Genomic DNA, 21,628 nt, shown 5'->3' with positions numbered 1-21,628 from the left:
TGAGGCTTGTTTCCCTTTGCCTGTCGCCTGTTATCTATTCGTGTGCGGGGCTTGGGCATTTTCGGTGCACCCCCGAAAGCTTTCAAACGGAGGGATGAGATCATGACGTTCAAGGACGAACCAAAGGGCATGGAACGCCGCACGCTGCTGGGAAGTGCCGGACTGGCCGTCCTCGCGGCGCCGGCTATATGGAGTGGCCAGGCGCTGATGAGCAGCAAAGCGCTGGCACAGGAGAAGAAATTGGCAATCGATCGCGTAACCCCTCCCGACATTCACAAATTCAAGCTCGGTAGCTTCGATGTTCTCGTGGTGAAGGATGGCTCCCGCGCTTCCGGCACTCCGAACGAGACGTTTGGAACCAACCAGTCGGCCGAGACCGTCAGCGCGCTTCTCGCAGACAACTTTCTGCCGACCGATCAGTTCGTCAACGGCTTTTCCCCGACGCTCATTGATACCGGCAGCGACGTCATCCTGTTCGATACGGGATTCGGCCAGTCGGGTCATGCCATGGGTGCCGGCCGTCTGGTCGAAGGCATGGCGTCTGCCGGCTATATGCCGGGCGATGTCACAAAAGTGGTCCTGACCCATCTCCACGGCGACCATATCGGCGGCCTGATGGAAGACGGCAAGCCGGCTTTCCCCAAGGCGACCTATATCACCGGTCAGACGGAATATGATTTCTGGGTCGACGGCGCCCGCGCCGGAACGCCCGCTGAAGGCAATCAGAAGTCCGTGCTCGCCAATGTAAAGCCTCTGGCGGACAAGATGACCTTTATCGGCGAAGGCGACGACGTCGCACCCGGCATCACCGGCATGCTCGCACCCGGCCACACGCCCGGCATGATGATCTTCAACGTGGAATCGCAGGGCAAGCGCCTGATCCTCACGGCCGATACCGCCAACCACTTCGTCCTGTCGCTGCAGCGCCCGGACTGGGAGGTCAAGTTCGACATGGACAAGGCAAAGGCGGCCGCAACCCGCAAGCGCGTGTTCGACATGATCGCCACCGACAAGGTCGCCTTCCTTGGCTACCACATGCCGTTCCCCGCCGTCGGCTACGCCGAAAAGCAGGAAACCGGCTACCGCTTCGTCCCCAAGAGCTACCAGTTCGATATCTGACGAATATTGACGCGGTAAATTCACAGCTATGCAAACCCGGAGGGCCTGCCTCCGGGTTTTAAATGTTCCCTTCCTGTCATTATCGTGTTACCAGCCCTCGCCAACTTCCAAGCAATTGTTGCCGGAACGTCGGGACGTATTCACGGTCCTGAGCGGTCCCGCATTTTTAAGATCGAAGGAATTGGCAATGGCTCGTATTATAGAAACGCCGACCGGTCTCGACGCCCTCACATTCGATGACGTCCTGCTGCAGCCGGGGCATTCCGAAGTTCTGCCGGGCCAGACCAGCGTCGCCACCCGCATTGCCACTGATTTCGAGCTTAACATTCCGATCATCTCGTCGGCCATGGACACCGTCACCGAAAGCCGTCTCGCCATCGCGATGGCGCAGGCCGGTGGTCTTGGCGTCATCCACAAGAACCTGACGCCGGTCGAGCAGGCCGAACAGGTCCGCCAGGTCAAGAAGTTCGAAAGCGGCATGGTCGTCAACCCGGTCACGATCGGCCCGGATGCGACGCTTGCCGATGCGCTGGCCCTGATGAAGACCTTCCACATCTCCGGCATTCCGGTCGTCGAAGCGTCTGGCCGTCTGGTCGGCATCCTAACCAACCGCGACGTGCGCTTTGCCTCGGATCCGGCCCAGAAGATCCACGAGCTGATGACCCATCAGGGCCTCATCACCGTCAAGGAAAACGTCGATCAGCAGGAGGCCAAGCGCCTGCTGCATACCAACCGCATCGAAAAGCTGCTGGTCATCGATGGCGAAGGCCGCTGCGTCGGTCTCATCACCGTCAAGGATATCGAAAAGTCGCAGCTCAACCCGCATGCCTCCAAGGACATGCAGGGCCGCCTGCGCGCCGCGGCCGCGATCGGCGTCGGTGATGATGGTTTCGAGCGTGCCGAGCGGCTGATCGAAGCCGGCGTCGACCTTCTGGTCGTGGATACCGCACACGGCCATTCGGCCCGCGTTCTCGAAGCCGTCACCCGCGTCAAGAAGCTGTCCAACCACGTCCGGGTCATGGCAGGCAACGTTGCCACCGCAAGCGGCACCAAGGCGCTGATCGATGCAGGCGCAGACGCCGTCAAGGTCGGTATCGGCCCGGGCTCGATCTGCACAACCCGTATCGTTGCAGGCGTCGGCGTTCCCCAGCTTGCCGCCATCATGTCGGCAGTCGAGGCAGCGCACGCGCAGGACATTCCGGTCATTGCCGATGGCGGCATCAAGTTCTCCGGCGACGTCGCCAAGGCGATCGCATCCGGCGCGTCGGCCGTGATGATCGGCTCGCTGCTCGCCGGCACCGATGAAAGCCCCGGCGAAGTCTATCTCTACCAGGGCCGCTCGTTCAAAGCCTATCGCGGCATGGGTTCCGTCGGTGCCATGGCCCGCGGTTCCGCCGACCGTTACTTCCAGGCTGAAGTCCGCGACACCCTGAAGCTGGTGCCGGAAGGCATCGAAGGCCAGGTGCCCTACAAGGGTCCGGTGTCCGGCGTCATCCATCAGCTCGCAGGCGGCCTGAAAGCTGCCATGGGCTATGTCGGCGGCAAGGACATCAAGGACTTCCAGGAGAAGGCGACCTTCGTTCGCATCTCCGGTGCTGGCCTGCGCGAGAGCCATCCGCATGACGTGACGATCACCCGCGAAAGCCCGAACTATCCGGGCTCCGGCGCCTGAACGTAGCGACGTCCAAAACAACAGGGCCGGGCATAGTAGCCCGGCCCTTTTTATTTCGTGCCCCCAGTATCCGCCAGCACAAATTTTGATATCTTCTCGTCGTCGATAGAGATCGACTTAAGGGGAGACTTTCGTGAAGAGAACAGTTCTTGCTGCGGTGCTTCTGGGCGCCGCTTTCATTGCGCCTGCCCAGGCGCAGACCGTCAAGGCCGGCGCGTACACGGTTGAGGGCACCAATCTCGACGGATCCGCCTATGACGGCACCGCCACCATCAAGCTGACCAGCGAGACGACCTGTGCCATCGTCTGGAAGACGGGTTCGGGCAAGAAGGCTACGTCGAACGGCATCTGCATGCTCTATGAGAACGCTTTTGCCGCAGGTTACGTGCTGGATGGCGAAGTCGGCCTCGTCGTCTATGAGGTGCGCGATGATGGCGTGCTGGAAGGTGCCTGGATGATTTCCGGCCAGGACGGATCCGGCACCGAAACCCTGACGCCCCGATAATCCAAGTCTGTCTCACGAAGGCCGTCGGCCCGTTGTCGGCGGCCTTTGCTTCGTCTATGCATTCTTATGACGACAGGAGGATCAATGCTTTCCACCAATGCAACGCTCTGGCCGATGATCGCGCATGTCGCGCTCGTCTTCTGTCTCTACTGGATGCTGTCGAAGAAACGCGTTGCCGCCGTAAGGTCGGGCCGCGTCGAGGTAGCGCAGTTTCGCGAGAACCTGCAGGAACCGGCGGAAAGCCTGCTGGTTCACAACAACATCAAGAACCAGTTTGAACTGCCGGTGCTGTTTCACGTCGTCTGCCTGGTGCTTTATGCATCGACCGCAGACAATTGGGGCACGGTGGCGCTCTCCTGGCTCTTCGTCGCCTCCCGCTATGCCCATGCCTATGTGCATGTGACCAGCAATCGCCTGCGCTATCGCCGGCCGCTGTTCATGCTCGGCTTCTTCACGCTGGTCGCGCTTTGGGTCTGGCAGGCCGTGTGGCTTGCCCTCAACTAAAGGCAGGCGACGTTCTTGTCTGCATTACCAGCCGGGCATCACCGAACCGCGCGACCGCACCATGCGCGGAAACGCCTTGGTGTCGGCATCGAGATCGTCAGGCACCACGGCCGGCGAGATATTGTCGAGGCAGGCGGTGATATGGTCGGTGATGGCGTTCATCAGCGACGGTGAGACCCCCGGCCGCTTCATCAAGCCGATCTGCACGGGTGGCAGCGGCGGAAAACCGTCGGCAGCCGTCAGAACCTTCATGCCGGGCCGCAGCGCCGATTCCGGCAGGACGGAGACAGCCATGCCGGCAAGCACGGCCGCCGCAACGACGGTCGACGACCAGCTCGTAAACAGGACCTGATATTCGCGGCCTGACGCATCCAGCGCCGAACAGGAAAGCTGGCGCCAGAGGCAGTCGCGCCGACCGACCGCAAGCGGCACCGGCGCGTCGTCCTTCAGCGTGTGGTTGGCCGAACCCACCCAGCACAGAGGCTCGGTGCGAACGACATCTGATATCCGCTGCCGTGGGTTGTGCGTCACGAGCGCGATATCCAGCTCTCCGCGCGCCATCTTCTCGGCAAGGCTGACCGAGGGTTCGCAGACGATGTAGAGCTCCACATTGGGATGCGTCTTCGCAAACCGTCCGATGATCTCGGGCATGTAGCGGTCCGCGTAATCGTCCGGCGTGCCGATCCGGATCGAACCTTCCAGGCGGTTGTCGTCGAAGGCGGCGATCGCCTCGTTGTTGAGCCTGATGATGCGCCTTGCGTAATTCATCAGCTTTTCGCCCTCGGCCGTCACCCGGTTGCCGCGCCCGTCCTTGGCAAACAGCTGCTTGCCGATCCGTTCTTCCAGCCGGCGCATCTGCATGGACACCGCCGACTGGGTCTTGAACACCCGATCGGCCGCCTTGGTGAAACTGCCGGTGTCGATGATGGCGATGAACGTGTGTAGCTGATCGATGTCGAGCGGTGCGGACATGCGGGCCTCCAGATGAACGTCATTCATAAGAGCGATTGATGCATATCATTAGAAACATTCGTTGGACTGATCAATAGATTTTCCCGCATAAACACGATGCAAAATCAGAACCAGCGAAGGCCTCCTCCCGGATGCCTTCACAAAGGGCAACCTTTCCGCAAAGCCGTTGTGGAAGGGGTGAGCCTCTCCGTGCCTTACGAAAGGATGATCCGATGAGCACGACCGACTGCGGAACCGACCTGAAGCTTTACCCTGCAGCAGCGAAGACCCGCTTTGCAGCGCAGATCATGCTTCGAACGAAATCCGTATGGCGCGCTCTTCGAAATCGCTTCGAGGCCAATTCCCTTCACGACCTCGACGATTACCAGCTCGAAGATATCGGCATTACCCGCCACGATGTGGTGAAGGCGCTCGATCGTTCGGGCGTTCTCGATGATCCGTCGCGGCTTCTGACGCGTGCCGCCCGCGAGCATGCGCGTACACGCTTCAAGCGGCTCTAGCGAGCCTCAAGTTTCCCCGCAGGGCGATTGCCAATAGCCCTGCCTTTGCCCGGCCGGTTTATCCGCGCCGGGCTTTTTCGTTCAAGCGATTTTTTCGTTCAGGGCTTGGCCGCTTTTCCAGCGCCGAAGTAACCGTCGAACATCGTCTCCAGGCTCTTCTGGTAGCCTTTATTCGCCTCGACGCCGCTGTCGAACATCCGGTTGACGAGATCTGCATAGGTTTGGGCAGCGCCCGGAGCGGTGGCGGAAGGCTGCGGCTGCTCTGGCTTTTCCAGGCCCCACATCGCCCGCATCGCCTGTGCAAAGGGATTGTCCAAGGGATTGCTCGTCGCGTCCGGACTCGGTGCCGCCTTGTCAAAACCCATCGCGGTCATCCACTGCTTCTGCATCGTCTCCAGCGCCGGGCCGAACGTATCGCCGCCGGCCGGAAACTGGGTCGCGAAAGGCGCGCCCATCTGCCCTGTAAACTGTTTGAAGAAGCCGCCCATCAGCGTATTGGCCATGCCAGGCATCATCTTCTCGATGATGTCCTGGCCGATGCCGGTAAACTTCTCCACCTGCGCGGCGATCGCGCGGGAAACTTCCTTGGAGCCAAACAGCTTCTCCAGCACGGCATTGCCGTCCGCCTTACCCTGCGGTGTAAAAGCCTTGCCCATGTCCTCGAAATATTTGCCATAGGCGCCGGAAAACACGGTGCTCATCAGGTCAGAAAGGTCGTAAGGGTTTGCAGACTTGCGCTTGAAGCCGGAGGAAAAGGCGGGCATCAGCGCCGCCATCGCCTCCGAAACCTGCTCTTGGGCAAGACCGAACTGCTTGGCGAAGGCCTCCATGGATGCGCCGCCGCCCTGGCCCCCTCCGGCCTTCATCATCATGTCGAACAATGGCAGCATGGGCATCCCTTCCGGCACGGGTGATTGCCCCATTATAGCCGGAAAGGCAGAGCCTCAAAGCGGATTATCGGGCCACTCGGATGCGGGTTTCAGTAAGCGTAGTCCTTGAACGCCGGCTCGACCGAGCCTTCCCAGCGCCCGTTGAACAGCGCCAGCATTTCGTCGGCAAGCGTTGCCTTCTTCACCAGAATTTCTTCCAGCGGACGAAGGAAAATCGTCTCGTCGTCGCCCTCGGCATTCTTGCGCGCGCGGGCCTTGAGGCCGGCCTTGGAGATCAGCACGCTCTCGCGGGCAATATCGAGAACCGACACGCCACGGATCTCTGCAGAAAGCCCCTTTGATGGAACGGTGTCGCGCATCTGGACGACGTCTTCGAACGTCCAGTCCTTCGTCAGCTCCTGCGCATCCGCAAGCGCCGTCTCGTCATAGAGCAGACCCACCCAGAAGGCGGGAAGCGCCGAGATGCGATCGAGCGGACCGCCGTCGGCACCGCGCATTTCCAGGAACTTCTTCAGCCGCACGTCCGGGAACAGCGTGGAAAGATGGTTGATCCAGTCGCCCATCGTCGGCTGCCAGTCGTCGACCGTACCCTTCAGCACGCCATCCATGAACTGCCGGAAGGTGATGTTGGTACAGTCGTGATACTTGCCGTTGCGCACGATGAAATACATCGGCACGTCGAGCGCCCACTCTGCATAATCGGCATATCCGAAATCGGAGTTGAACACGAAGGGCAGCACGCCGGAGCGGCTGTTGTCGGTGTCGCGCCAGATGTCGCCGCGCCAGGAGGATAGTCCGTTCGGCTTTCCCTCGGTAAACGGTGATGCCGCAAACAGCGCGGTGGCGATCGACTGCAGCTTCATCGACACCCGCATCTTCGCGGCCATGTCTTCCTCGGACGAGAAGTCGAGGTTCACCTGGATCGTGCAGGTGCGGTACATCATGTCCAGACCCTTGCTGCCGACCTTCGGCATGAAGCGGGTCATGATGTCGTAACGGGATTTCGGCATGCGCGGCGTTTCTTCGCGCGTCCATTTGGGGCTGCCGCCAATGCCGAGGAAGCCGATGCCCATCGGCTCGGCAATCTCCTTGACGAGAGCGATATGCTGCTCGGCCTCGGTCGCCACCTCGTGCAGCGTCTCCAGAGGCGCGCCCGAAAGCTCGAACTGGCCGCCGGGCTCGATCGAGATCGCGCCCATGCCAGATTGTTCGCCAAGCCCGATGATGTTGCCGCCATCGGTGATCGGCTCCCAGCCCAGCCGTTCCTGCATGCCATTCAGCAGCGCGGAAATGCTGGCGTCACCGGCATAGGGCACGGGCGAATGATCGGCTTTGAAGAAGACGAACTTTTCGTGCTCGGTCCCGATCCGGAATTTTTCCTTCGGTCGCGGTCCCTCGGCCATGTAGCTGGAAAGCTCGGCCACCGAAGAAAGCGGGGTCTGGTCGGTGGTGTCGCGGGCCATGAAAACTACCTTGTTCGGAGTGCCGTATTTAGAGAGCGAACGTCCGGCTGATTGGACCGGAATGATGTGCGGTGCAAGTGAATTTCTTTCAACGCTGGTTTAGAAAAACAGGCAGCTGTGTGTCAAATCTGTCGCGCCGGTTGGGAGCATGTTCAACGCCAGTCGCCGATCGAAGCCTGGACCACGGCAAGTGCTGCAACCGCTGCGGTATCGGCCCTCAGGATACGCGGTCCGAGCGGAATGGCACTGACAAATGGCAGCGAACGCAGACGTGCCCGTTCTTCTTCGGAAAACCCGCCTTCCGGGCCAACCAGCAGCGCCAGCTTGGTCTCCTCGATCTTTGCGAGGATCGTCAGCGGGTTCTGTCCCTCATCGCCCTCGTCGCAGAAAATGATGCGCCGGTCGGACGGCCAGTGGTCGAGGACATCGCCGAGTTTCTTCGGCGAAAGGACCTGCGGGACTGACAATATGCCGCACTGTTCGGCAGCTTCGATCACGTTCGCCTGCAGCCGTTCCATGCTCGTAATCTTGCCCTGCACGTGCTGCGTCATGACGGGTTGAAGCGTGCCGGCGCCCATTTCGACCGCCTTCTGCACCAGATAGTCCAGCCGTCCCACCTTCAGCGGCGCAAACAGGTAATGCAGGTCTGGTGCCGGCGGCTGCGGGCGCACCTGCTCGACCGGTTCAAGCGCGATCTTCTTGCGGCTCGGAAAGATGAGTTTCGCCAGCCATTCGCCGTCGCGCCCATTGAACGCCAGGATCTCGGCACCCTCAGTCAAGCGCAGCACATTGGCGAGATAGTTGAAATGCTCCGCTCCCACCTCCTGGTGCTCTGCCTTCGCAAGAGGTGCGTCGATGAACAGGCGCTGTATCCGGAAATTGGCACGCATGGGAAAACTTTCGAAACTCAGACGAACAGCGCGAAGATAACCGTCGCGACCAGCGCTGCAAGCGCAGCCGATGCGGGCAGCGTAATCATCCAGGCGGCGATGATCGACAGGAAATGCGAGCGGCGTACCAGAAAACGGCGTTTCACCTCGTTCTCGTCGTGCTCGTGCTCCTGACCGACATCCGGATCCTTGCCGGCCCTGACCCGCATATACTCGTAACGGCGGCGCGAATGGCGCGTGTACCATTCGCGGAAAAACCCGACGCCGAACACGGCGCCGACCGCAATATGCGTGGAAGACACAGGCAGGCCGACCCAGGATGCGACGATCACCGTCAGCGCCGTCGAAGACGAGACGCAATAGGCGCGCATCGGATTGAGCTTGGTGATTTCGGCACCCACCAGCCGCACCAGTTTCGGTCCGTACAGCAAAAGTCCGAGCGAGATACCAAGCCCGCCGATCACCAGTTCCCACATGGGTATGCCGACGGGGCCCGACACGGTTGCGCGCTGCGCTGCCGCAACGATCGCGGCGAGCGGCCCGATCGCGTTCGAAACGTCATTGGCCCCATGCGCGAACGACATCAGCGCCGCGGCAAACACAAGCGGAATGCGAAACAGCTTGCGCAGCGACTGGTTGCGGTTCTCCAGCCCGCGCGACTGTCTGGCGATGACTGGAATGACCAGTCGCCAGACGACGAGAGCCGTGATCAGCGTGATCGCGGTTGCGGTCAGCCGCGAGACGACCATCAGCTGCCCGAGACCGACAAGCGACAGATAGCCCGCAAAGGCGCCGGCCATCAGGCCGATCAGGATCGGCACCCAGGTCCGCGCAGAGGCGATCTTGTCCTCGCGGTAGATGATGGTTTCCTTGATCAGGAACAGCAGTCCGGCAGCGATCACGGCACCAAGAAGCGGCGACAGCACCCAGCTTGCGGTAATGCCACCGATGGTCGCCCAGTTGATGGCCGAAAAACCGGCCGCAGCGATGCCGGCTCCCATCACGCTGCCGACGATCGAATGGGTGGTGGAGATCGGCGCGCCGAGCCATGTGGCGATGTTGATCAGCACGGCGGCGGAAAGCAGCGCCGCGATCATCGCCCAGATCATCACGTTCGGATCGGTGATCACACCGGCACGCATGATGTTGTTGGCGATCGTACCGGCAACGCTACCGCCGGCAATCACCGCGCCGGCGATTTCGAACACTGCCGCCAGCGTCAGGCCGAACGCCATCGTCATCGCGCGCGCGCCGACGGCCGCACCGATATTGTTGGTAACGTCGTTGGCGCCGATATTCATCGCCATATAGGCCGCAAGCGCGGAGGCCGCGATCACCACCACAGCACCCGGATGTCCGGTCACATAGGAAGCGGCAAAGATCGCCACCAGCACGATGAACAACAGCGCTGCACCGGGTGCTGCAAGCCCGCGCGACGTCTGGCGCGCGGCGTCTTCCACCGAGGAGAGCTTTTCAAGATCCTTGTCGAGCGTCGGCTTGGCCAGACGCGGCCGCGTTTGGCCCATCATTTATTCCAGTATACGATTTTGGTTGGTCGAGCGGACTGTCAGCCTGCGGCTTTGATCGGCACCGTTGAACGAAGCGGATCCATTTTTTCGGCAAACCGCAGGAAGAGAATTTTCAGTTCCGGCTCGTTGACGCGGTTGGCCGCTTCCTCGCAGGAGACCCATTCCAGCTTCCGGGATCCTTTTTCCGGAAAATTCTTCAGGCAATCGGCAACTTCCAGTGCGTGAACCTGCACGCGCACCAGCACTTTCAGGCCGCTGTCGAGGGTCTTGCGGTAGTGGAAAAAGCCAAGCGCGTCCTTCTCGACCTTACCCTTGACGCCCACTTCCTCGTAAGCCTCGCGTTCGGCTACCTGATGCGCCTTCTTGTCCTTCATCGGCCATCCCTTGGGAATGACCCAACGCCCCGTATCGCGGCTTGTGGCGACCAGAACTTCCAGCTGCGTCCGCTTCTTCGTCAGGCGATAGCACAACGCGGCATACTGCTGTCGCGCAGGGCGCTGCAGCATCAAACGAAGATTGCCGGTCAGTCGGTCCATCAAGCCCAATTTCGAAACGCCTCCAAAAAATGTATGTTGCTAATATAATGCTTGCGCCGGGCTTAACGAGCAAAAGAGGATTATTTTAGGAGAATCATCTCTAAAGGCGCATTCTCCATTCTGAAGCCGGCTACTGTTGCGTCAACGTCTATTTTGCGCGGACCGCGCTTTGTACGCTGATAATGTCGAGAGCGGATCTGTGGTTTATGCGTGGGCAACCCGCATTCGAGTTGATGTGCGACACCGTCATGGCATACGCTGTAACGAGATAGAGAAAGCCACGCGTTCTGAGGAGGAGGCCATGGCCGAGGCAATCGCATTCCTGCCGCCACGCGCGTCCGTCCTGTCGCGGCGGGATAACATCGTGACCGATCTTGCCCGTCTCGTACCGGCGGACTGTCTCATCCACGAAGAACGCGAACTCGCACCGTTCGAGACCGACGCCTTCATCTCCTATCGGCGCGTCCCGCTTGCCGTCGTGCTGCCGCGCACCACCGCACAGGTTGCCGCTGTGATGAAATACTGCCATCGCCACGCCGTTCCGGTCGTTGCAAGGGGGGCGGGAACCTCGCTTTCGGGTGGAGCCATTCCGCAGGAGGATGCGGTCGTGCTCGGCCTCTCCAAGATGTCGCGGGTTCTGGAAGTCGACTACAGCAATCGCACCGCCACCGTGCAGGCCGGCGTCACCAATCTCAGCATTTCGGAGACGGTCGGCATCGATGGGTTTTTCTATGCGCCGGACCCGAGTTCGCAGCTCGCCTGCACGATCGGCGGCAATATCGGCATGAATTCCGGCGGCGCCCACTGCCTGAAATACGGCGTCACCACCAACAACCTGCTCGGCGTCAGGATGGTGCTTGTCGATGGCACGGTGATCGAGCTTGGCGGCAAGCATCTGGATGCCGCAGGTTACGATCTTCTCGGCCTCGTCTGCGGCTCGGAAGGCCAGCTCGGCATCGTCACCGAGGCGACGGTGCGCCTGATTGCCAAGCCGGAGGGCGCGCGCCCGGTTCTGTTCGGGTTCGATAGCTCGGAAGAGGCAGGGGCCTGCGTCGCCGATATCATCGGCTCCGGCATCATTCCGGTGGCGATCGAGTTCATGGACAAGCCTGCGATCGAGATCTGCGAAGCGTTCGCCAAGGCCGGCTATCCGCTGGATGTCGCAGCGCTCCTGATTGTCGAGGTCGAGGGATCGGAAGCGGAGATGGACGCGACGCTCAAAGACATCGTCGAAATCGCCCGAAGGCATCAGGTCAAGACCGTGCGCGAATGCCAGTCGGCCACCGAGGCGGCGCTGATCTGGAAAGGCCGCAAATCCGCCTTCGGCGCAACCGGCCGCATCGCTGACTATATCTGCATGGACGGCACGGTGCCGCTCGGCAAACTCTCCTACGTGCTCGAAAAGACAGCCGAAATCGTCGAACGCTTCGGCCTGAGGGTGGCGAACGTGTTTCATGCGGGTGACGGCAACATGCATCCGCTGATCCTGTTCAATGCCAACGATCCCGAAGAATCCATGAAGGCGGAGGAAGCCGGCAACGAGATCCTGAAGCTCTGCGTCGATGCCGGCGGCTGTCTCACCGGCGAGCATGGTGTCGGCATCGAAAAGCGCGACCTGATGCGGCATCAGTTTACCCAGCCCGAACTCGACCAGCAGATGGCAATCCGCTCAGCCTTCGATGAGCAATGGATACTGAACCCGTCCAAGGTGTTTCCGCTCGAGGGGCGCAGGTGAATTTCATGCCCACCAACACCATTCCTGAAGTGGGTTTCCTTTGCTGATACCCCATTCCGAAACCGATGCCGCCTATGTCATCCGCAGCGCCGTGGCCGATGGCCGGAAGTTCGCGCTCTGCGGCGGCAACACCCGCTCCGGCTTCGGCAATGCCACCGAGGGCGCAGAGCCCCTGTCGTCGCGCGGCCTCACCGGCATCGTCGATTACGACCCGGCCGAAATGGTGATGACCGTCAAGGCCGGCACACCCGTCGCCGAGGTGGAAGCGGCCCTTGCCGAAAACCGCCAGATGATGGCGTTCGAGCCGATGGATCACCGCGGCATCATGGGCACGTCAGGAGAGCCCACGATCGGCGGCGTGTTTGCCTCCAATGTCTCCGGTCCGCGCCGCTTCGTGGCGGGAGCGGCGAGGGACAGTCTTCTCGGCATCCGTTTCGTCAACGGCAGCGGCGAATTGCTGCGCGCGGGCGGGCGGGTGATGAAGAACGTTACCGGCCTCGATCTGGTCAAACTTCTCGCCGGTTCGCACGGCACGCTGGGATTTCTGACTGAAGTGACCTTTCGCGTCCTTCCGGTGCCGCAGACAGTTGAAACCATCGTCATCTCCGGCCTCGACGACGAGACCGCCGCCAAGGCGATGGCGGCCGCCATGGCGCTGCCGGTGGAGGTGTCCGGTGCCGCCCATCTGCCCCAGACCGTGCGAGCCCGGTTTATCGATGGCGCCTTGCCCGAGAACGAAGCAACCGTCCTGCGTCTCGAAGGTCTCGCCGCATCCGTCGCGGTGCGTGCCGAAAAGCTGGTCGCCGTGATGCAGGCCTTTGGTCCCGTCATCCGACTCGGCATGGAAGACAGCCTGTCGCTCTGGCGCGAGATCCGCGACGTTCATCCCTATGCCAACGGTGCCGGTCGGCCCCTCTGGCGCGTCTCGATGGCGCCGATGGCCGGCTGCCAGCTTGTCGCCGCTCTTCGCATGGAGGCGGGCGTCGATGCCTATTACGACTGGCAGGGCGGACTGGTCTGGATGCAGATGGAGGCAGATCCCGAAGCCGACTTCCTGCGCGGCTATATTCGCGCACTCGGCGGAGGCCATGCCACGCTCATCCGCGCCTCGAAATCCGCAAGAGCCGCGACCCCGTCATTCGAGCCGGTGCCGGATGCCGTGGCCGCACTCTCGGCCCGGGTCAAACAGAAACTCGACCCGGCCGGGATCTTCTCGCCGGGCAAGATGGGGTGGTGATCATGAGACCATCATCGGTATCGAGGTCCTGCGCCGCCTGCGGCAGGCGGGGCCAAGTTGACAGGGAAGAAGCGCACTGATGCAGACCTCCTTCACCCCCGAACAACTGCTCGACCCGCATGTGGCGGAGTCCGAAAAGATCCTGCGCCGCTGCGTTCATTGCGGCTTTTGCACCGCCACCTGTCCCACCTATGTGACGCTGGGCGATGAGCTCGACAGCCCGCGCGGCCGCATCTATCTCATCAAGGACATGCTGGAAAACGATCGGGCAGCCGATGAGCAGGTCGTCACCCATATCGATCGCTGTCTGTCCTGCCTCTCCTGCGTCACCACCTGTCCCTCCGGCGTCGACTACATGCATCTGGTCGATCACGCCCGCATCCATATCGAAAACACCTACCGCCGGCCGCTTGCCGACCGGCTGATCCGCAGCCTGCTGGCCGCGGTCCTTCCCTATCCGGCACGGTTCAGAACGGCGTTGTCGCTGGCAAGGCTCGGACGACCCCTGGCGCCGCTGTTGAAGCGCATCAAGCCGCTTCGGCCCCTCGCAGCCATGCTGGAACTTGCGCCGAGAGTCGCTCCACCAGCCGGATCAGCCCCGGCGATATCTCAGATTCCGAACGCCGAACGCCGCGGGCGGGTCGCAATCCTGTCGGGTTGCGCCCAGCCGGTGCTCGATCCCGGCATCAATGGCGCAACACACAGGCTGCTGTCGCGCCTCGGCGTCGAGGTCGTGAGCCCGCAAGGGGAAGGCTGCTGCGGCGCACTGGTGCATCACATGGGCCGCGAGGAACAGGCGCTGGATTTCGCCCGCACCAATGTCGATGTGTGGATCAGCGAAATCGAAAAGGGCGGTCTCGACGCGATCATCATCACCACGTCCGGCTGCGGCACCACGATCAAGGATTACGGCCACATGCTGCGGCTCGATCCGGCCTATGCGGACAAGGCAGCAACAGTCTCGGCGCTCGCAAAGGACATTACCGAATACCTGTTCACGCTTGATCTTGCCAAGCTAGAGCCGAAAAAGCTCACCGTCACCTATCATTCGGCCTGTTCGATGCAGCACGGCCAGAAGATCGTCGCCGCACCAAAGCAGCTTCTGAAGGCAGCAGGCTTTACCGTCCGCGATCCCGCAGAAGGCCACCTCTGCTGCGGATCGGCCGGGACCTACAATATCCTGCAGCCGGAAATTTCAGGCCAGTTGAAGGCGCGCAAGGTCAGGAATATTGAGGCGACGAAGCCGGACGTGATCGCAACAGGCAATATCGGCTGCATCACCCAGATCGCGTCTGGAACAGCCATCCCGATCGTCCACACGGTGGAACTGCTGGACTGGGCCTATGGCGGGCCCGAACCGGCAAAGCTCGCGAGAAAGGCAAAGGCACTCGTCTAGGCGAGGCTGGCCGATCTTACTCTCGAAGGCGACATCGTCGTCTGATTGCCGCCGGCACCGCCCACTCTCCACCCTCATCCCTGTGCTTGTCACAGGGAGTGAGCAGCGTCGCGTCCGCGATGCGGAAGAATCTCTTCGGTCCGTTAACCTAGACCGACCGCATTCCTGTGACGCGCACAGGAATGCGAGAAGAGATGCATCCAGCCTAACAATCAGCCGCCGAAGATCGTCCTGAAAATGTCGAGGCCGCGGTCTTCGAAGGCGACATCGCCCGGTTTGCTGCCGGGGCCGATGACCACGACCTTGGAGCCGACAGCAGCGCGCGCGTAAAGATGCTCGACATCCTTGTTCATCATGCGGATGCAGCCGGAGGAAAGGTTGAGGCCGATCGTCCAGGGCTGGTTGGTGCCGTGGATGCGGAAGATCGTATCACGGCCGCCCTTGTAGAGGTACATGGCGCGGGCGCCGAGCGGGTTTTCCGGGCCGCCCTGCATGACGACGGGCAGCCTGATGCCGCGGCGGGCCTCACGGGCGCGCATTTCGGCAGGGGGCGTCCAAGTCGGCCATTCCGACTTGCGGCCGATTGAAACCACGCCCGACCAGCCGAAGCCTTCGCGACCGACGCCGATCCCGTAGCGGGTAGCGCGGTTGTTGCCCTCGACGTAGTAGAGAAACTTGTTGTTCGTATCGACGATGATCGTGCCCGGCGCCTCATTGGTGGCAAACCGCACCTTCCGGCGCTGGAATTTCTCCGGCACCGTGCGGTTGCGCACGGAAGGCGCCACGTCGCTGGCGGTCGTCTGCGGCCGCGCCGAACTGGAGCTCTGCGCTGAGGCTGCGTGGGTCGAAGCATCCACTGCCAGAATCGAAACCATCACGCCGGCCACGGCAAACAGCATTTTACCCGATTTCATCCTTACCCCCTGGTATTTTCGTCTTGAACTGCAGGAAAACATGTCCCGACCCATCGCCCGCGGCAAGATGAGACGAGGTGAATATACACGGGCGCTCAACGATCGCCGAAGCCACCGTGGCCATATGGCCACAGCAGCCGCGGTGGCGCTTACATCACGATGACTTTGGTGCCGACATCAACACGACCGTAGAGGTCTGTCACGTCCTCGTTGCGCATGCGGATACAGCCGGAGGAGACGGCGCTGCCGATCGTCCAGGGCGCGTTGGTGCCGTGGATGCGGTAGAGCGTAGAGCCGAGATAGAGGGCACGGGCGCCGAGCGGGTTTTCCGGTCCGCCGTCCATGCGGGCGGGAAGATAGTGGCCCTTGGCGGCCTCGCGGCTGATCATTTCCTGCGGCGGGATCCAGCTCGGCCATTCGGCCTTGCGGGTCACCTTGTGTTCGCCGGCCCATTCGAAGCCCGGCTTGCCGACGCCGACGCCGTAGCGCCGTGCCTGGCCGTCCGCCATCACGAGATAGAGGAAGCGGTTGTTCGTATCGATGACGAGCGTGCCCGGCTTTTCCTTGGTGTCATAGGCCACCATCTGCGGCAGGAACTGCGGATCGATGCGGCTGCGTGCCGGCGCGTTGGGCCGCATGGCGACCTGTTGCGCTCTCGGCTGACCGCGATCGAATATGCCACGGCGGACCGGCCGCGGCTGGGCCTGCTCGCGGTATATCACCCGCGGCTGTGCGGTCTGCTGCCGGTCGTTCTGCGGCTGGCGATATTGGCGCACGGTTGCTGCCGATCGTCCATTCGGTCCGGCAAGCTGCATCACCCACGGAGCGGCAAGATCCGGGCTGACGATGACCGGCGGGCGGTCGCCGTAGCGGTCGTTTGCCAAAGCTGTGTTGCAAAGCGCGGTCGTCAGGCCTAGGGCCAGAAGCAGGGTCTTCGTCGTCATCGGTTCCACGTCCACTCGTTTACGGATCTGGCGGCCATGGTGAATGGCACGTCAAAGCGTTTGGTAAACGGGTGGGGTGTTCGGCGCTGGAATTCGCATAAAGCTTTTGGCAGGGTTACCGGCCCGTGTGTAAACATGGTTGCCGCAAGCTGAAGACCTGTCAGACTGACGTTAAGGATTGGATTGTCATGGTTTGGGAGAAGCAAGTGGCCGGCATCATCACGAGCGAAGATGGGAAGGGCCGCTGCTTCTGGCACGGCGGTCTCGAAGACTACCGCCGCTATCATGACGAGGAATGGGGCCGGCCGATGGCCGACGATATCAGGCTGTTCGAAAAGATCTGCCTCGAAGGCTTCCAGTCCGGTCTCTCGTGGCTGACGATCCTGCGCAAGCGCGAGAATTTCCGCGCAGCCTTCGCAGGCTTCGATTTCGACACCGTGGCGCAGTTCGGTCCAGATGATGTCGAACGACTGGTGCTCGATGCGGGCATCATCCGCCATCGCGGCAAGATCGTGTCCACCATCAACAATGCCAAGCGCGCCGTCGAGATGCGCGATGAGTTTGGCACCCTCGCCAAATTCTTCTGGAGTTTCGAACCTCGCGAGGAAGACCGACCCGCGATCATGGATCTCGCCACGCTGTGCGCCAACCCCACGACGCCAGTCTCCGTCACACTGTCCAAGGTGCTCAAGAAGCGCGGCTGGACCTTCGTTGGCCCGACAACCGTCTATGCCTTCATGCAGGCCATGGGCCTCGTCAACGATCATTTCGAGGGCTGTTTCTGCCAGCCGGAGGTCGCGCAGGCACGGCTGAATTTCAAACGGCCATGACTTCGGTAAGGACCCGCTGCAACTCGCCAAGGTTCTCGATCTTGCGGAAACGCGGCGCTTCGGTCGGCGCGTCCACATGTTCCAGGACCCAGGTCAGGGCATGCGGCACGTAAACGCCCCAGGATCCCGCGGCGATGGCCGGCACGATATCTGACTTCAGCGAGTTGCCCACCATCATCGCCCGTTCCGGCCCGTCGGCCAGTTTTTGGAAAATGCGCCGATAGGTGGTGGCCGTCTTGTCCGAAACGATCTCCACCGCATCGAAGAAATCGCCGAGGCCCGATTGCGCCAGCTTGCGTTCCTGGTCGAACAGGTCGCCCTTGGTAATCAGCACCAGCAGATAATGGCCGTTCAGCGATCTTAGCGTTTCTTCCACATGCGGCAGCGCCTCGACCGGGTGGCGCAGCAGCTCCCGGCCGATATCGAGGATTTCGCCGATGGTGCGGGATGGTACGTTGCCGTCCGTCACTTCGATCGCGGTTTCGATCATCGACAGGGTAAAGCCCTTTATGCCGAAACCATAATATCCGAGATTGCGCTTCTCGGCCTCCAGCAGTCGCGCGGAAATATCGGCGCCATCGCCAAAATCACCAAGCAGCTTTTGGAAGTGCCGTTCCGTCAGGCGGTAGTATTGTTCGTTCTGCCAGAGCGTGTCGTCGGCATCAAAACCGATTGCGGTAATCGGGCGCATGTCACTAGCCTCCAGACCGTCAAGATACGGAAGGATGCGACGTTGGACAAGCTTCGAAGCTTACTGTCCCTTCGCCTTCAGCCATGCCTGCATCTCGGCAATTTCCTTTTCCTGCGCCTTGATGATCTCTTCAGCCAGCTTGCGCAGGTCAGGGTCCTTGCCGTGTTCCAGCTCGACCTTGGCCATGTCGATCGCGCCCTGGTGGTGAGCGATCATGCCGCGCGCGAAATCGACATCTGCATCGCCGGAATAGTTCAGCGACATGTCGCTGTGCATTTTTGCGGCCGCATCCTTGTAGGCCTTCGTAGACGGGCTTGTGTCCGTCTGTCCCTGCGGCTTTGTCGAGGAATGGTCATGCCCCTTCATGTCCTGCGCAACGGCCAGGCTGAAGGAAAGGGCAAGAACGGCGGCGGCGATGGAAAGCGTGCGTGTCATCATGCGCTGACGCTAAAACGCGGCATCGCGCAAATCAAGCTACCGCGCGATCACATCATGGACAGCCTGATACTCACGGCCAAGTTCGCCATAGGGCGCGACCGGCCAGGACCAGGCTCGGACCGCCTGCGGCGGCGTAACGCCGGCCAGAAGATCCGTTGTCTCCAGAACCTCTCCCTGCCGATCGACAATTCTATAGGCGGTATCGGTCAACAGGATCTGGCGGCAGGGCAGGGCGGAGATCCCGTCCAGATGCGCGCTGACAAGCTTGGCAACGATGGCATCCGGCTCCGGGTGCCTCATCTCCTCAAGCTGCCGCCTCGCACCGACGCCGATCTGCGACAGGATATTGGCCGACACCACCAGATCGAGATACGGCACCTGCCGTAGAAACGCCAAAGGCTCCGGCACATCGCCGGCAAGTGCCTTGTCGAGACCGGAGAGATTGCGCGAAATCAGCCGCACATTACGGTATTTGCCCGCAAGCATCCGCAGCCGCACGGAGGCGAGATGCACCAGATCGACCAGAACGACCGTATCGAAACCCTTCGCCAGATCCTCGATCGGCACGTCGCGCAACAGACCGGAGCCAAGCACGACGACGGTCCGCCGCTGCTTCATGTCCGCAACAGTCTCGCGAATGAACGCCTTGCAGTTTTCCTCATGCGGCGCCCAGGCCGCAGAGCATCGATTGGCCCGCGACCAGAGGTTTACCGAGGACCGGATGAACGGCCGGAATTCGGCAGACGTGACCGGCAGGGTCGCGGTGTAATGGATCGCTTCGAGGATCATGGGTGAGCGATAGAGGCCTGGCTGCCGGTTCTGTCAATCATTCAGGCCAAGCTCGCGTTCGAGTTGTTCCATCGTATACGTGCCTGAATTGCCATTTCGGACTTCTTCTAGATACGCTTCAGCGACGGCAACATCATGGAGATCTTCGAGATGCTTGTGGAGAACCTGAGCAATATAAGCGTAGGTATCGAAGCCATGCAGATCGGCATAGCGCCTCAGGAGGCGATGCATCGGTTCCGGGATTTCGATCGTGACGCGCTTGTTCATGGCCGTAACCCTTATGGTGGCGCAATATATACCACCGCTCCACCCTGTTCGCCAGCCGCCGCCCTTGCCGCTCCGGCTGTCATCCTCTAAGAAACCGCACACTAATCCGGCCTTTCCCGAAGGCCCGAAGGCAATGGAATATCGATCATGAGCGACAAACAAAAGAAGCCCCAGAAACTGAAGGCCCGCCTGCCGCGCGGCTTTGTCGATCGTTCGAGCGCCGATATCCACGCCACCAACGAAATGGTCGGAAAAATCCGCGAAGTCTACGAGCGCTACGGTTTCGATCCGCTCGAGACGCCGCTGTTCGAATATACCGATGCGCTCGGCAAGTTCCTGCCCGACAGCGACCGCCCCAACGAGGGCGTCTTCTCGCTGCAGGACGACGACGAACAGTGGATGTCGCTGCGCTACGATCTGACCGCGCCGCTCGCCCGCCACGTTGCCGAAAACTTCAACGAGATCCAGCTGCCGTTCCGCACCTACCGCGCCGGCTACGTGTTCCGCAACGAAAAGCCCGGCCCCGGCCGTTTCCGCCAGTTCATGCAGTTCGACGCCGATACGGTCGGCGCACCCGGCGTCCAGGCCGATGCCGAAATGTGCATGATGATGGCCGACACGATGGAAGCGCTGGGTATCAAGCGCGGCGATTACGTGATCCGGGTAAACAACCGCAAGGTTCTGGATGGCGTCATGGAGGCGATCGGCCTCGGTGGCGACGACAAGGCCGGCCAGCGGCTGAACGTGCTGCGCGCCATCGATAAGCTCGACAAGTTCGGCTCTGAGGGCGTTGCTCTGTTGCTGGGTGCCGGCCGCAAGGATGAGAGTGGCGACTTCACCAAGGGTGCGGGACTTGGCGAGGAACAGATCGAAAAGGTTCTCTTCTTCGTTGGCATCAAGGATTACGCGGAAAGCGCGGCTGAACTCGGCGAACTGGTTGCTGGAACAGCCAGGGGCAGCGAGGGCGTTGAGGAACTGAACATCATCGGCGCGCTGGCAACAGGTGCCGGTTACGGCCCCGATCGTATCAAGATCGACCCCTCCGTCGTCCGCGGCCTGGAATACTACACCGGCCCGGTCTTCGAAGCCGAACTCACCTTCGACGTCACAAATGATAAAGGCGAAAAGGTCGTGTTCGGGTCCGTGGGCGGCGGTGGTCGTTACGATGGTCTCGTGTCGCGCTTCATGGGCCAGCCGGTGCCGGCCACCGGTTTCTCCATCGGCGTCTCGCGGCTGCTGACGGCGCTGAAGAACCTTGGCAAGCTCGGCCAGGATGAGGTGGTCGCACCCGTCCTCGTCACCGTCATGGATGGTGATGTCGAGAGCATGGGACGCTACCAGAAATTCACGCAGGATCTCCGCCAAGCCGGCATTCGCGCTGAAATGTACCAGGGCAACTGGAAGAAATTCGGCAACCAGCTGAAATATGCCGACCGCAGAGGCTGCCCGATCGCCATCATCCAGGGCGGCGACGAGCGCGCCGAGGGTGTCGTGCAGCTGAAGGACCTGTTCGAGGGCAAGCGCCTCTCCGGCGAGATCACCGACAATGCCGAATGGCGCGAAGCCCGCGTCGCGCAGGATACGGTCGCAGAAGCCGATCTCGTCGCCAAGGTGCAGGAAATCCTGGCAGCCCAGGCCGAAGATCGCAGGCGGGCGAAGGGCGAATGATGTCTGTGCCGGTGGCTTTTCCCCTCCCCAACCCTCCCCACAAGGGGGAGGGAGCGCGTTGGTGCGTGACGCCAGCGTCGGATCTCCTGCTGCGCCTCGCTGGTGAGATCGGCGATTGCCGCGGGTCTTCTCCCCCCCC

General features: G+C 61.4%; 22 protein-coding genes. 10 read left to right on the top strand and 12 right to left on the bottom strand.

Features of this window, described 5'->3' with window-relative positions:
• Positions 1 to 102 precede the first annotated feature (102 nt).
• The 4 genes from IFT59_RS12645 (at position 103) to IFT59_RS12630 (ending at position 3,800) form a co-directional block, all read left to right on the top strand.
• Positions 103 to 1,119 (top strand): MBL fold metallo-hydrolase, encoded by a 1,017-nt coding sequence (locus tag IFT59_RS12645; protein ID WP_425503192.1) that lies wholly within the window; start codon positions 103 to 105, stop codon positions 1,117 to 1,119.
• 187 nt (positions 1,120 to 1,306) lie between these two features.
• Positions 1,307 to 2,791, top strand: coding sequence for an IMP dehydrogenase (guaB, locus tag IFT59_RS12640; RefSeq protein WP_192086997.1), 1,485 nt, complete (start codon positions 1,307 to 1,309; stop codon positions 2,789 to 2,791).
• A gap of 133 nt (positions 2,792 to 2,924) precedes the next feature.
• Entirely contained in the window at positions 2,925 to 3,296 is a 372-nt protein-coding gene (locus tag IFT59_RS12635; RefSeq protein ID WP_192086996.1) for a hypothetical protein, read from the top strand.
• A gap of 84 nt (positions 3,297 to 3,380) precedes the next feature.
• Complete coding sequence (locus tag IFT59_RS12630; RefSeq protein ID WP_192076468.1) at positions 3,381 to 3,800, top strand: MAPEG family protein; 420 nt, start codon at positions 3,381 to 3,383, stop codon at positions 3,798 to 3,800.
• Positions 3,801 to 3,824: 24 nt separating this feature from the next.
• Here IFT59_RS12630 and IFT59_RS12625 read toward each other — a convergent pair whose 3' ends face one another.
• Complete coding sequence (locus IFT59_RS12625; RefSeq protein WP_062580164.1) at positions 3,825 to 4,772, bottom strand: LysR substrate-binding domain-containing protein; 948 nt, start codon at positions 4,770 to 4,772, stop codon at positions 3,825 to 3,827.
• A 212-nt stretch (positions 4,773 to 4,984) separates the two neighbouring features.
• Between IFT59_RS12625 and IFT59_RS12620 the strand changes: the two genes are divergently transcribed.
• A complete protein-coding gene (locus tag IFT59_RS12620; protein ID WP_192086995.1) occupies positions 4,985 to 5,272 on the top strand; it encodes a DUF1127 domain-containing protein in 288 nt (95 codons plus the stop codon).
• A 98-nt stretch (positions 5,273 to 5,370) separates the two neighbouring features.
• Here IFT59_RS12620 and IFT59_RS12615 read toward each other — a convergent pair whose 3' ends face one another.
• From IFT59_RS12615 to IFT59_RS12595, 5 genes are all read right to left on the bottom strand, one after another.
• A complete protein-coding gene (locus IFT59_RS12615; protein WP_192086994.1) occupies positions 5,371 to 6,162 on the bottom strand; it encodes a DUF937 domain-containing protein in 792 nt (263 codons plus the stop codon).
• A gap of 89 nt (positions 6,163 to 6,251) precedes the next feature.
• A complete protein-coding gene (locus IFT59_RS12610; protein ID WP_192086993.1) occupies positions 6,252 to 7,625 on the bottom strand; it encodes a glutamate--cysteine ligase in 1,374 nt (457 codons plus the stop codon).
• Between the two features lie 152 nt (positions 7,626 to 7,777).
• Positions 7,778 to 8,515 carry a 16S rRNA (uracil(1498)-N(3))-methyltransferase gene (locus tag IFT59_RS12605; protein WP_192086992.1) on the bottom strand — a complete coding sequence of 246 codons (738 nt, stop codon included), beginning with the start codon at positions 8,513 to 8,515 and terminating at the stop codon, positions 7,778 to 7,780.
• Positions 8,516 to 8,532: 17 nt separating this feature from the next.
• Positions 8,533 to 10,041, bottom strand: a complete 1,509-nt coding sequence (locus IFT59_RS12600; protein WP_192086991.1) for an inorganic phosphate transporter — start codon at positions 10,039 to 10,041, stop codon at positions 8,533 to 8,535.
• Between the two features lie 41 nt (positions 10,042 to 10,082).
• On the bottom strand, positions 10,083 to 10,589 hold the full coding sequence (locus tag IFT59_RS12595) for an NUDIX hydrolase (RefSeq protein ID WP_174195683.1): 507 nt from the start codon (positions 10,587 to 10,589) through the stop codon (positions 10,083 to 10,085).
• A 292-nt stretch (positions 10,590 to 10,881) separates the two neighbouring features.
• Between IFT59_RS12595 and IFT59_RS12590 the strand changes: the two genes are divergently transcribed.
• The 3 genes from IFT59_RS12590 to glcF all read left to right on the top strand — a co-directional run bounded on the left by IFT59_RS12590 (position 10,882) and on the right by glcF (position 14,948).
• A complete protein-coding gene (locus IFT59_RS12590; RefSeq protein ID WP_192086990.1) occupies positions 10,882 to 12,315 on the top strand; it encodes an FAD-linked oxidase C-terminal domain-containing protein in 1,434 nt (477 codons plus the stop codon).
• A gap of 40 nt (positions 12,316 to 12,355) precedes the next feature.
• Entirely contained in the window at positions 12,356 to 13,552 is a 1,197-nt protein-coding gene (locus IFT59_RS12585) for an FAD-binding protein (protein ID WP_174195685.1), read from the top strand.
• Positions 13,553 to 13,631: 79 nt separating this feature from the next.
• Positions 13,632 to 14,948, top strand: a complete 1,317-nt coding sequence (gene glcF, locus IFT59_RS12580; RefSeq protein WP_192086989.1) for a glycolate oxidase subunit GlcF — start codon at positions 13,632 to 13,634, stop codon at positions 14,946 to 14,948.
• Positions 14,949 to 15,160: 212 nt separating this feature from the next.
• On the opposite strand, the gene IFT59_RS12575 is transcribed toward glcF, so the two are convergent.
• Together IFT59_RS12575 and IFT59_RS12570 are read right to left on the bottom strand one after the other, a co-directional pair.
• Positions 15,161 to 15,862 carry a L,D-transpeptidase gene (locus IFT59_RS12575; protein WP_249407534.1) on the bottom strand — a complete coding sequence of 234 codons (702 nt, stop codon included), beginning with the start codon at positions 15,860 to 15,862 and terminating at the stop codon, positions 15,161 to 15,163.
• A 149-nt stretch (positions 15,863 to 16,011) separates the two neighbouring features.
• Positions 16,012 to 16,806: a L,D-transpeptidase gene (locus tag IFT59_RS12570; protein WP_192086988.1), complete on the bottom strand. Its 795-nt coding sequence runs from the start codon at positions 16,804 to 16,806 to the stop codon at positions 16,012 to 16,014.
• A 188-nt stretch (positions 16,807 to 16,994) separates the two neighbouring features.
• Here IFT59_RS12570 and IFT59_RS12565 point away from each other — a divergent pair, with 188 nt between their 5' ends.
• A complete protein-coding gene (locus IFT59_RS12565; protein ID WP_062453729.1) occupies positions 16,995 to 17,636 on the top strand; it encodes a DNA-3-methyladenine glycosylase I in 642 nt (213 codons plus the stop codon).
• Here the strand turns inward: IFT59_RS12565 and IFT59_RS12560 are convergent.
• Genes IFT59_RS12560 through relB form a run of 4 tightly spaced genes read right to left on the bottom strand, consistent with a single transcriptional unit; the run spans position 17,623 to position 19,821 of the window.
• Positions 17,623 to 18,327: an HAD family hydrolase gene (locus tag IFT59_RS12560; protein WP_062453728.1), complete on the bottom strand. Its 705-nt coding sequence runs from the start codon at positions 18,325 to 18,327 to the stop codon at positions 17,623 to 17,625. The two genes, IFT59_RS12565 and IFT59_RS12560, sit on opposite strands and share 14 nt — an antisense overlap.
• A gap of 60 nt (positions 18,328 to 18,387) precedes the next feature.
• Positions 18,388 to 18,762: a CopM family metallochaperone gene (gene copM / locus IFT59_RS12555; protein WP_446737834.1), complete on the bottom strand. Its 375-nt coding sequence runs from the start codon at positions 18,760 to 18,762 to the stop codon at positions 18,388 to 18,390.
• 39 nt (positions 18,763 to 18,801) lie between these two features.
• Positions 18,802 to 19,554 (bottom strand): hypothetical protein, encoded by a 753-nt coding sequence (locus IFT59_RS12550; protein ID WP_192086986.1) that lies wholly within the window; start codon positions 19,552 to 19,554, stop codon positions 18,802 to 18,804.
• Between the two features lie 33 nt (positions 19,555 to 19,587).
• Entirely contained in the window at positions 19,588 to 19,821 is a 234-nt protein-coding gene (gene relB, locus IFT59_RS12545) for a type II toxin-antitoxin system RelB family antitoxin (protein WP_192086985.1), read from the bottom strand.
• Between the two features lie 147 nt (positions 19,822 to 19,968).
• On the opposite strand from relB, the gene hisS reads away from it, so the two are divergent.
• Positions 19,969 to 21,489 (top strand): histidine--tRNA ligase, encoded by a 1,521-nt coding sequence (gene hisS, locus IFT59_RS12540; protein ID WP_192086984.1) that lies wholly within the window; start codon positions 19,969 to 19,971, stop codon positions 21,487 to 21,489.
• Positions 21,490 to 21,628 lie beyond the last annotated feature (139 nt).

The organism is Rhizobium sp. CFBP 8752 (assembly GCF_014842035.1).
Lineage (GTDB): Bacteria > Pseudomonadota > Alphaproteobacteria > Rhizobiales > Rhizobiaceae > Neorhizobium > Neorhizobium soli.
The sequence above is the reverse complement of the archived record's forward strand: the minus strand, read 5'-3'. Positions and strand labels throughout refer to the sequence as shown.

What these genes read in the sequence shown, in the direction of transcription:
- guaB (WP_192086997.1), top strand. Translation starts at nt 1,307, where the DNA reads ATGGCTCGTATTATAGAAACGCCGACCGGTCTCGACGCCCTCACATTC.
- IFT59_RS12570 (WP_192086988.1), bottom strand. Translation starts at nt 16,806, where the DNA reads ATGACGACGAAGACCCTGCTTCTGGCCCTAGGCCTGACGACCGCGCTT.
- IFT59_RS12575 (WP_249407534.1), bottom strand. Translation starts at nt 15,862, where the DNA reads ATGAAATCGGGTAAAATGCTGTTTGCCGTGGCCGGCGTGATGGTTTCG.
- IFT59_RS12645 (WP_425503192.1), top strand. Translation starts at nt 103, where the DNA reads ATGACGTTCAAGGACGAACCAAAGGGCATGGAACGCCGCACGCTGCTG.
- IFT59_RS12610 (WP_192086993.1), bottom strand. Translation starts at nt 7,625, where the DNA reads ATGGCCCGCGACACCACCGACCAGACCCCGCTTTCTTCGGTGGCCGAG.
- IFT59_RS12625 (WP_062580164.1), bottom strand. Translation starts at nt 4,772, where the DNA reads ATGTCCGCACCGCTCGACATCGATCAGCTACACACGTTCATCGCCATC.
- relB (WP_192086985.1), bottom strand. Translation starts at nt 19,821, where the DNA reads ATGAACAAGCGCGTCACGATCGAAATCCCGGAACCGATGCATCGCCTC.
- hisS (WP_192086984.1), top strand. Translation starts at nt 19,969, where the DNA reads ATGAGCGACAAACAAAAGAAGCCCCAGAAACTGAAGGCCCGCCTGCCG.
- IFT59_RS12565 (WP_062453729.1), top strand. Translation starts at nt 16,995, where the DNA reads ATGGTTTGGGAGAAGCAAGTGGCCGGCATCATCACGAGCGAAGATGGG.
- glcF (WP_192086989.1), top strand. Translation starts at nt 13,632, where the DNA reads ATGCAGACCTCCTTCACCCCCGAACAACTGCTCGACCCGCATGTGGCG.
- copM (WP_446737834.1), bottom strand. Translation starts at nt 18,762, where the DNA reads ATGACACGCACGCTTTCCATCGCCGCCGCCGTTCTTGCCCTTTCCTTC.
- IFT59_RS12615 (WP_192086994.1), bottom strand. Translation starts at nt 6,162, where the DNA reads ATGCTGCCATTGTTCGACATGATGATGAAGGCCGGAGGGGGCCAGGGC.
- IFT59_RS12590 (WP_192086990.1), top strand. Translation starts at nt 10,882, where the DNA reads ATGGCCGAGGCAATCGCATTCCTGCCGCCACGCGCGTCCGTCCTGTCG.
- IFT59_RS12600 (WP_192086991.1), bottom strand. Translation starts at nt 10,041, where the DNA reads ATGGGCCAAACGCGGCCGCGTCTGGCCAAGCCGACGCTCGACAAGGAT.
- IFT59_RS12560 (WP_062453728.1), bottom strand. Translation starts at nt 18,327, where the DNA reads ATGCGCCCGATTACCGCAATCGGTTTTGATGCCGACGACACGCTCTGG.
- IFT59_RS12630 (WP_192076468.1), top strand. Translation starts at nt 3,381, where the DNA reads ATGCTTTCCACCAATGCAACGCTCTGGCCGATGATCGCGCATGTCGCG.
- IFT59_RS12550 (WP_192086986.1), bottom strand. Translation starts at nt 19,554, where the DNA reads ATGATCCTCGAAGCGATCCATTACACCGCGACCCTGCCGGTCACGTCT.
- IFT59_RS12620 (WP_192086995.1), top strand. Translation starts at nt 4,985, where the DNA reads ATGAGCACGACCGACTGCGGAACCGACCTGAAGCTTTACCCTGCAGCA.
- IFT59_RS12605 (WP_192086992.1), bottom strand. Translation starts at nt 8,515, where the DNA reads ATGCGTGCCAATTTCCGGATACAGCGCCTGTTCATCGACGCACCTCTT.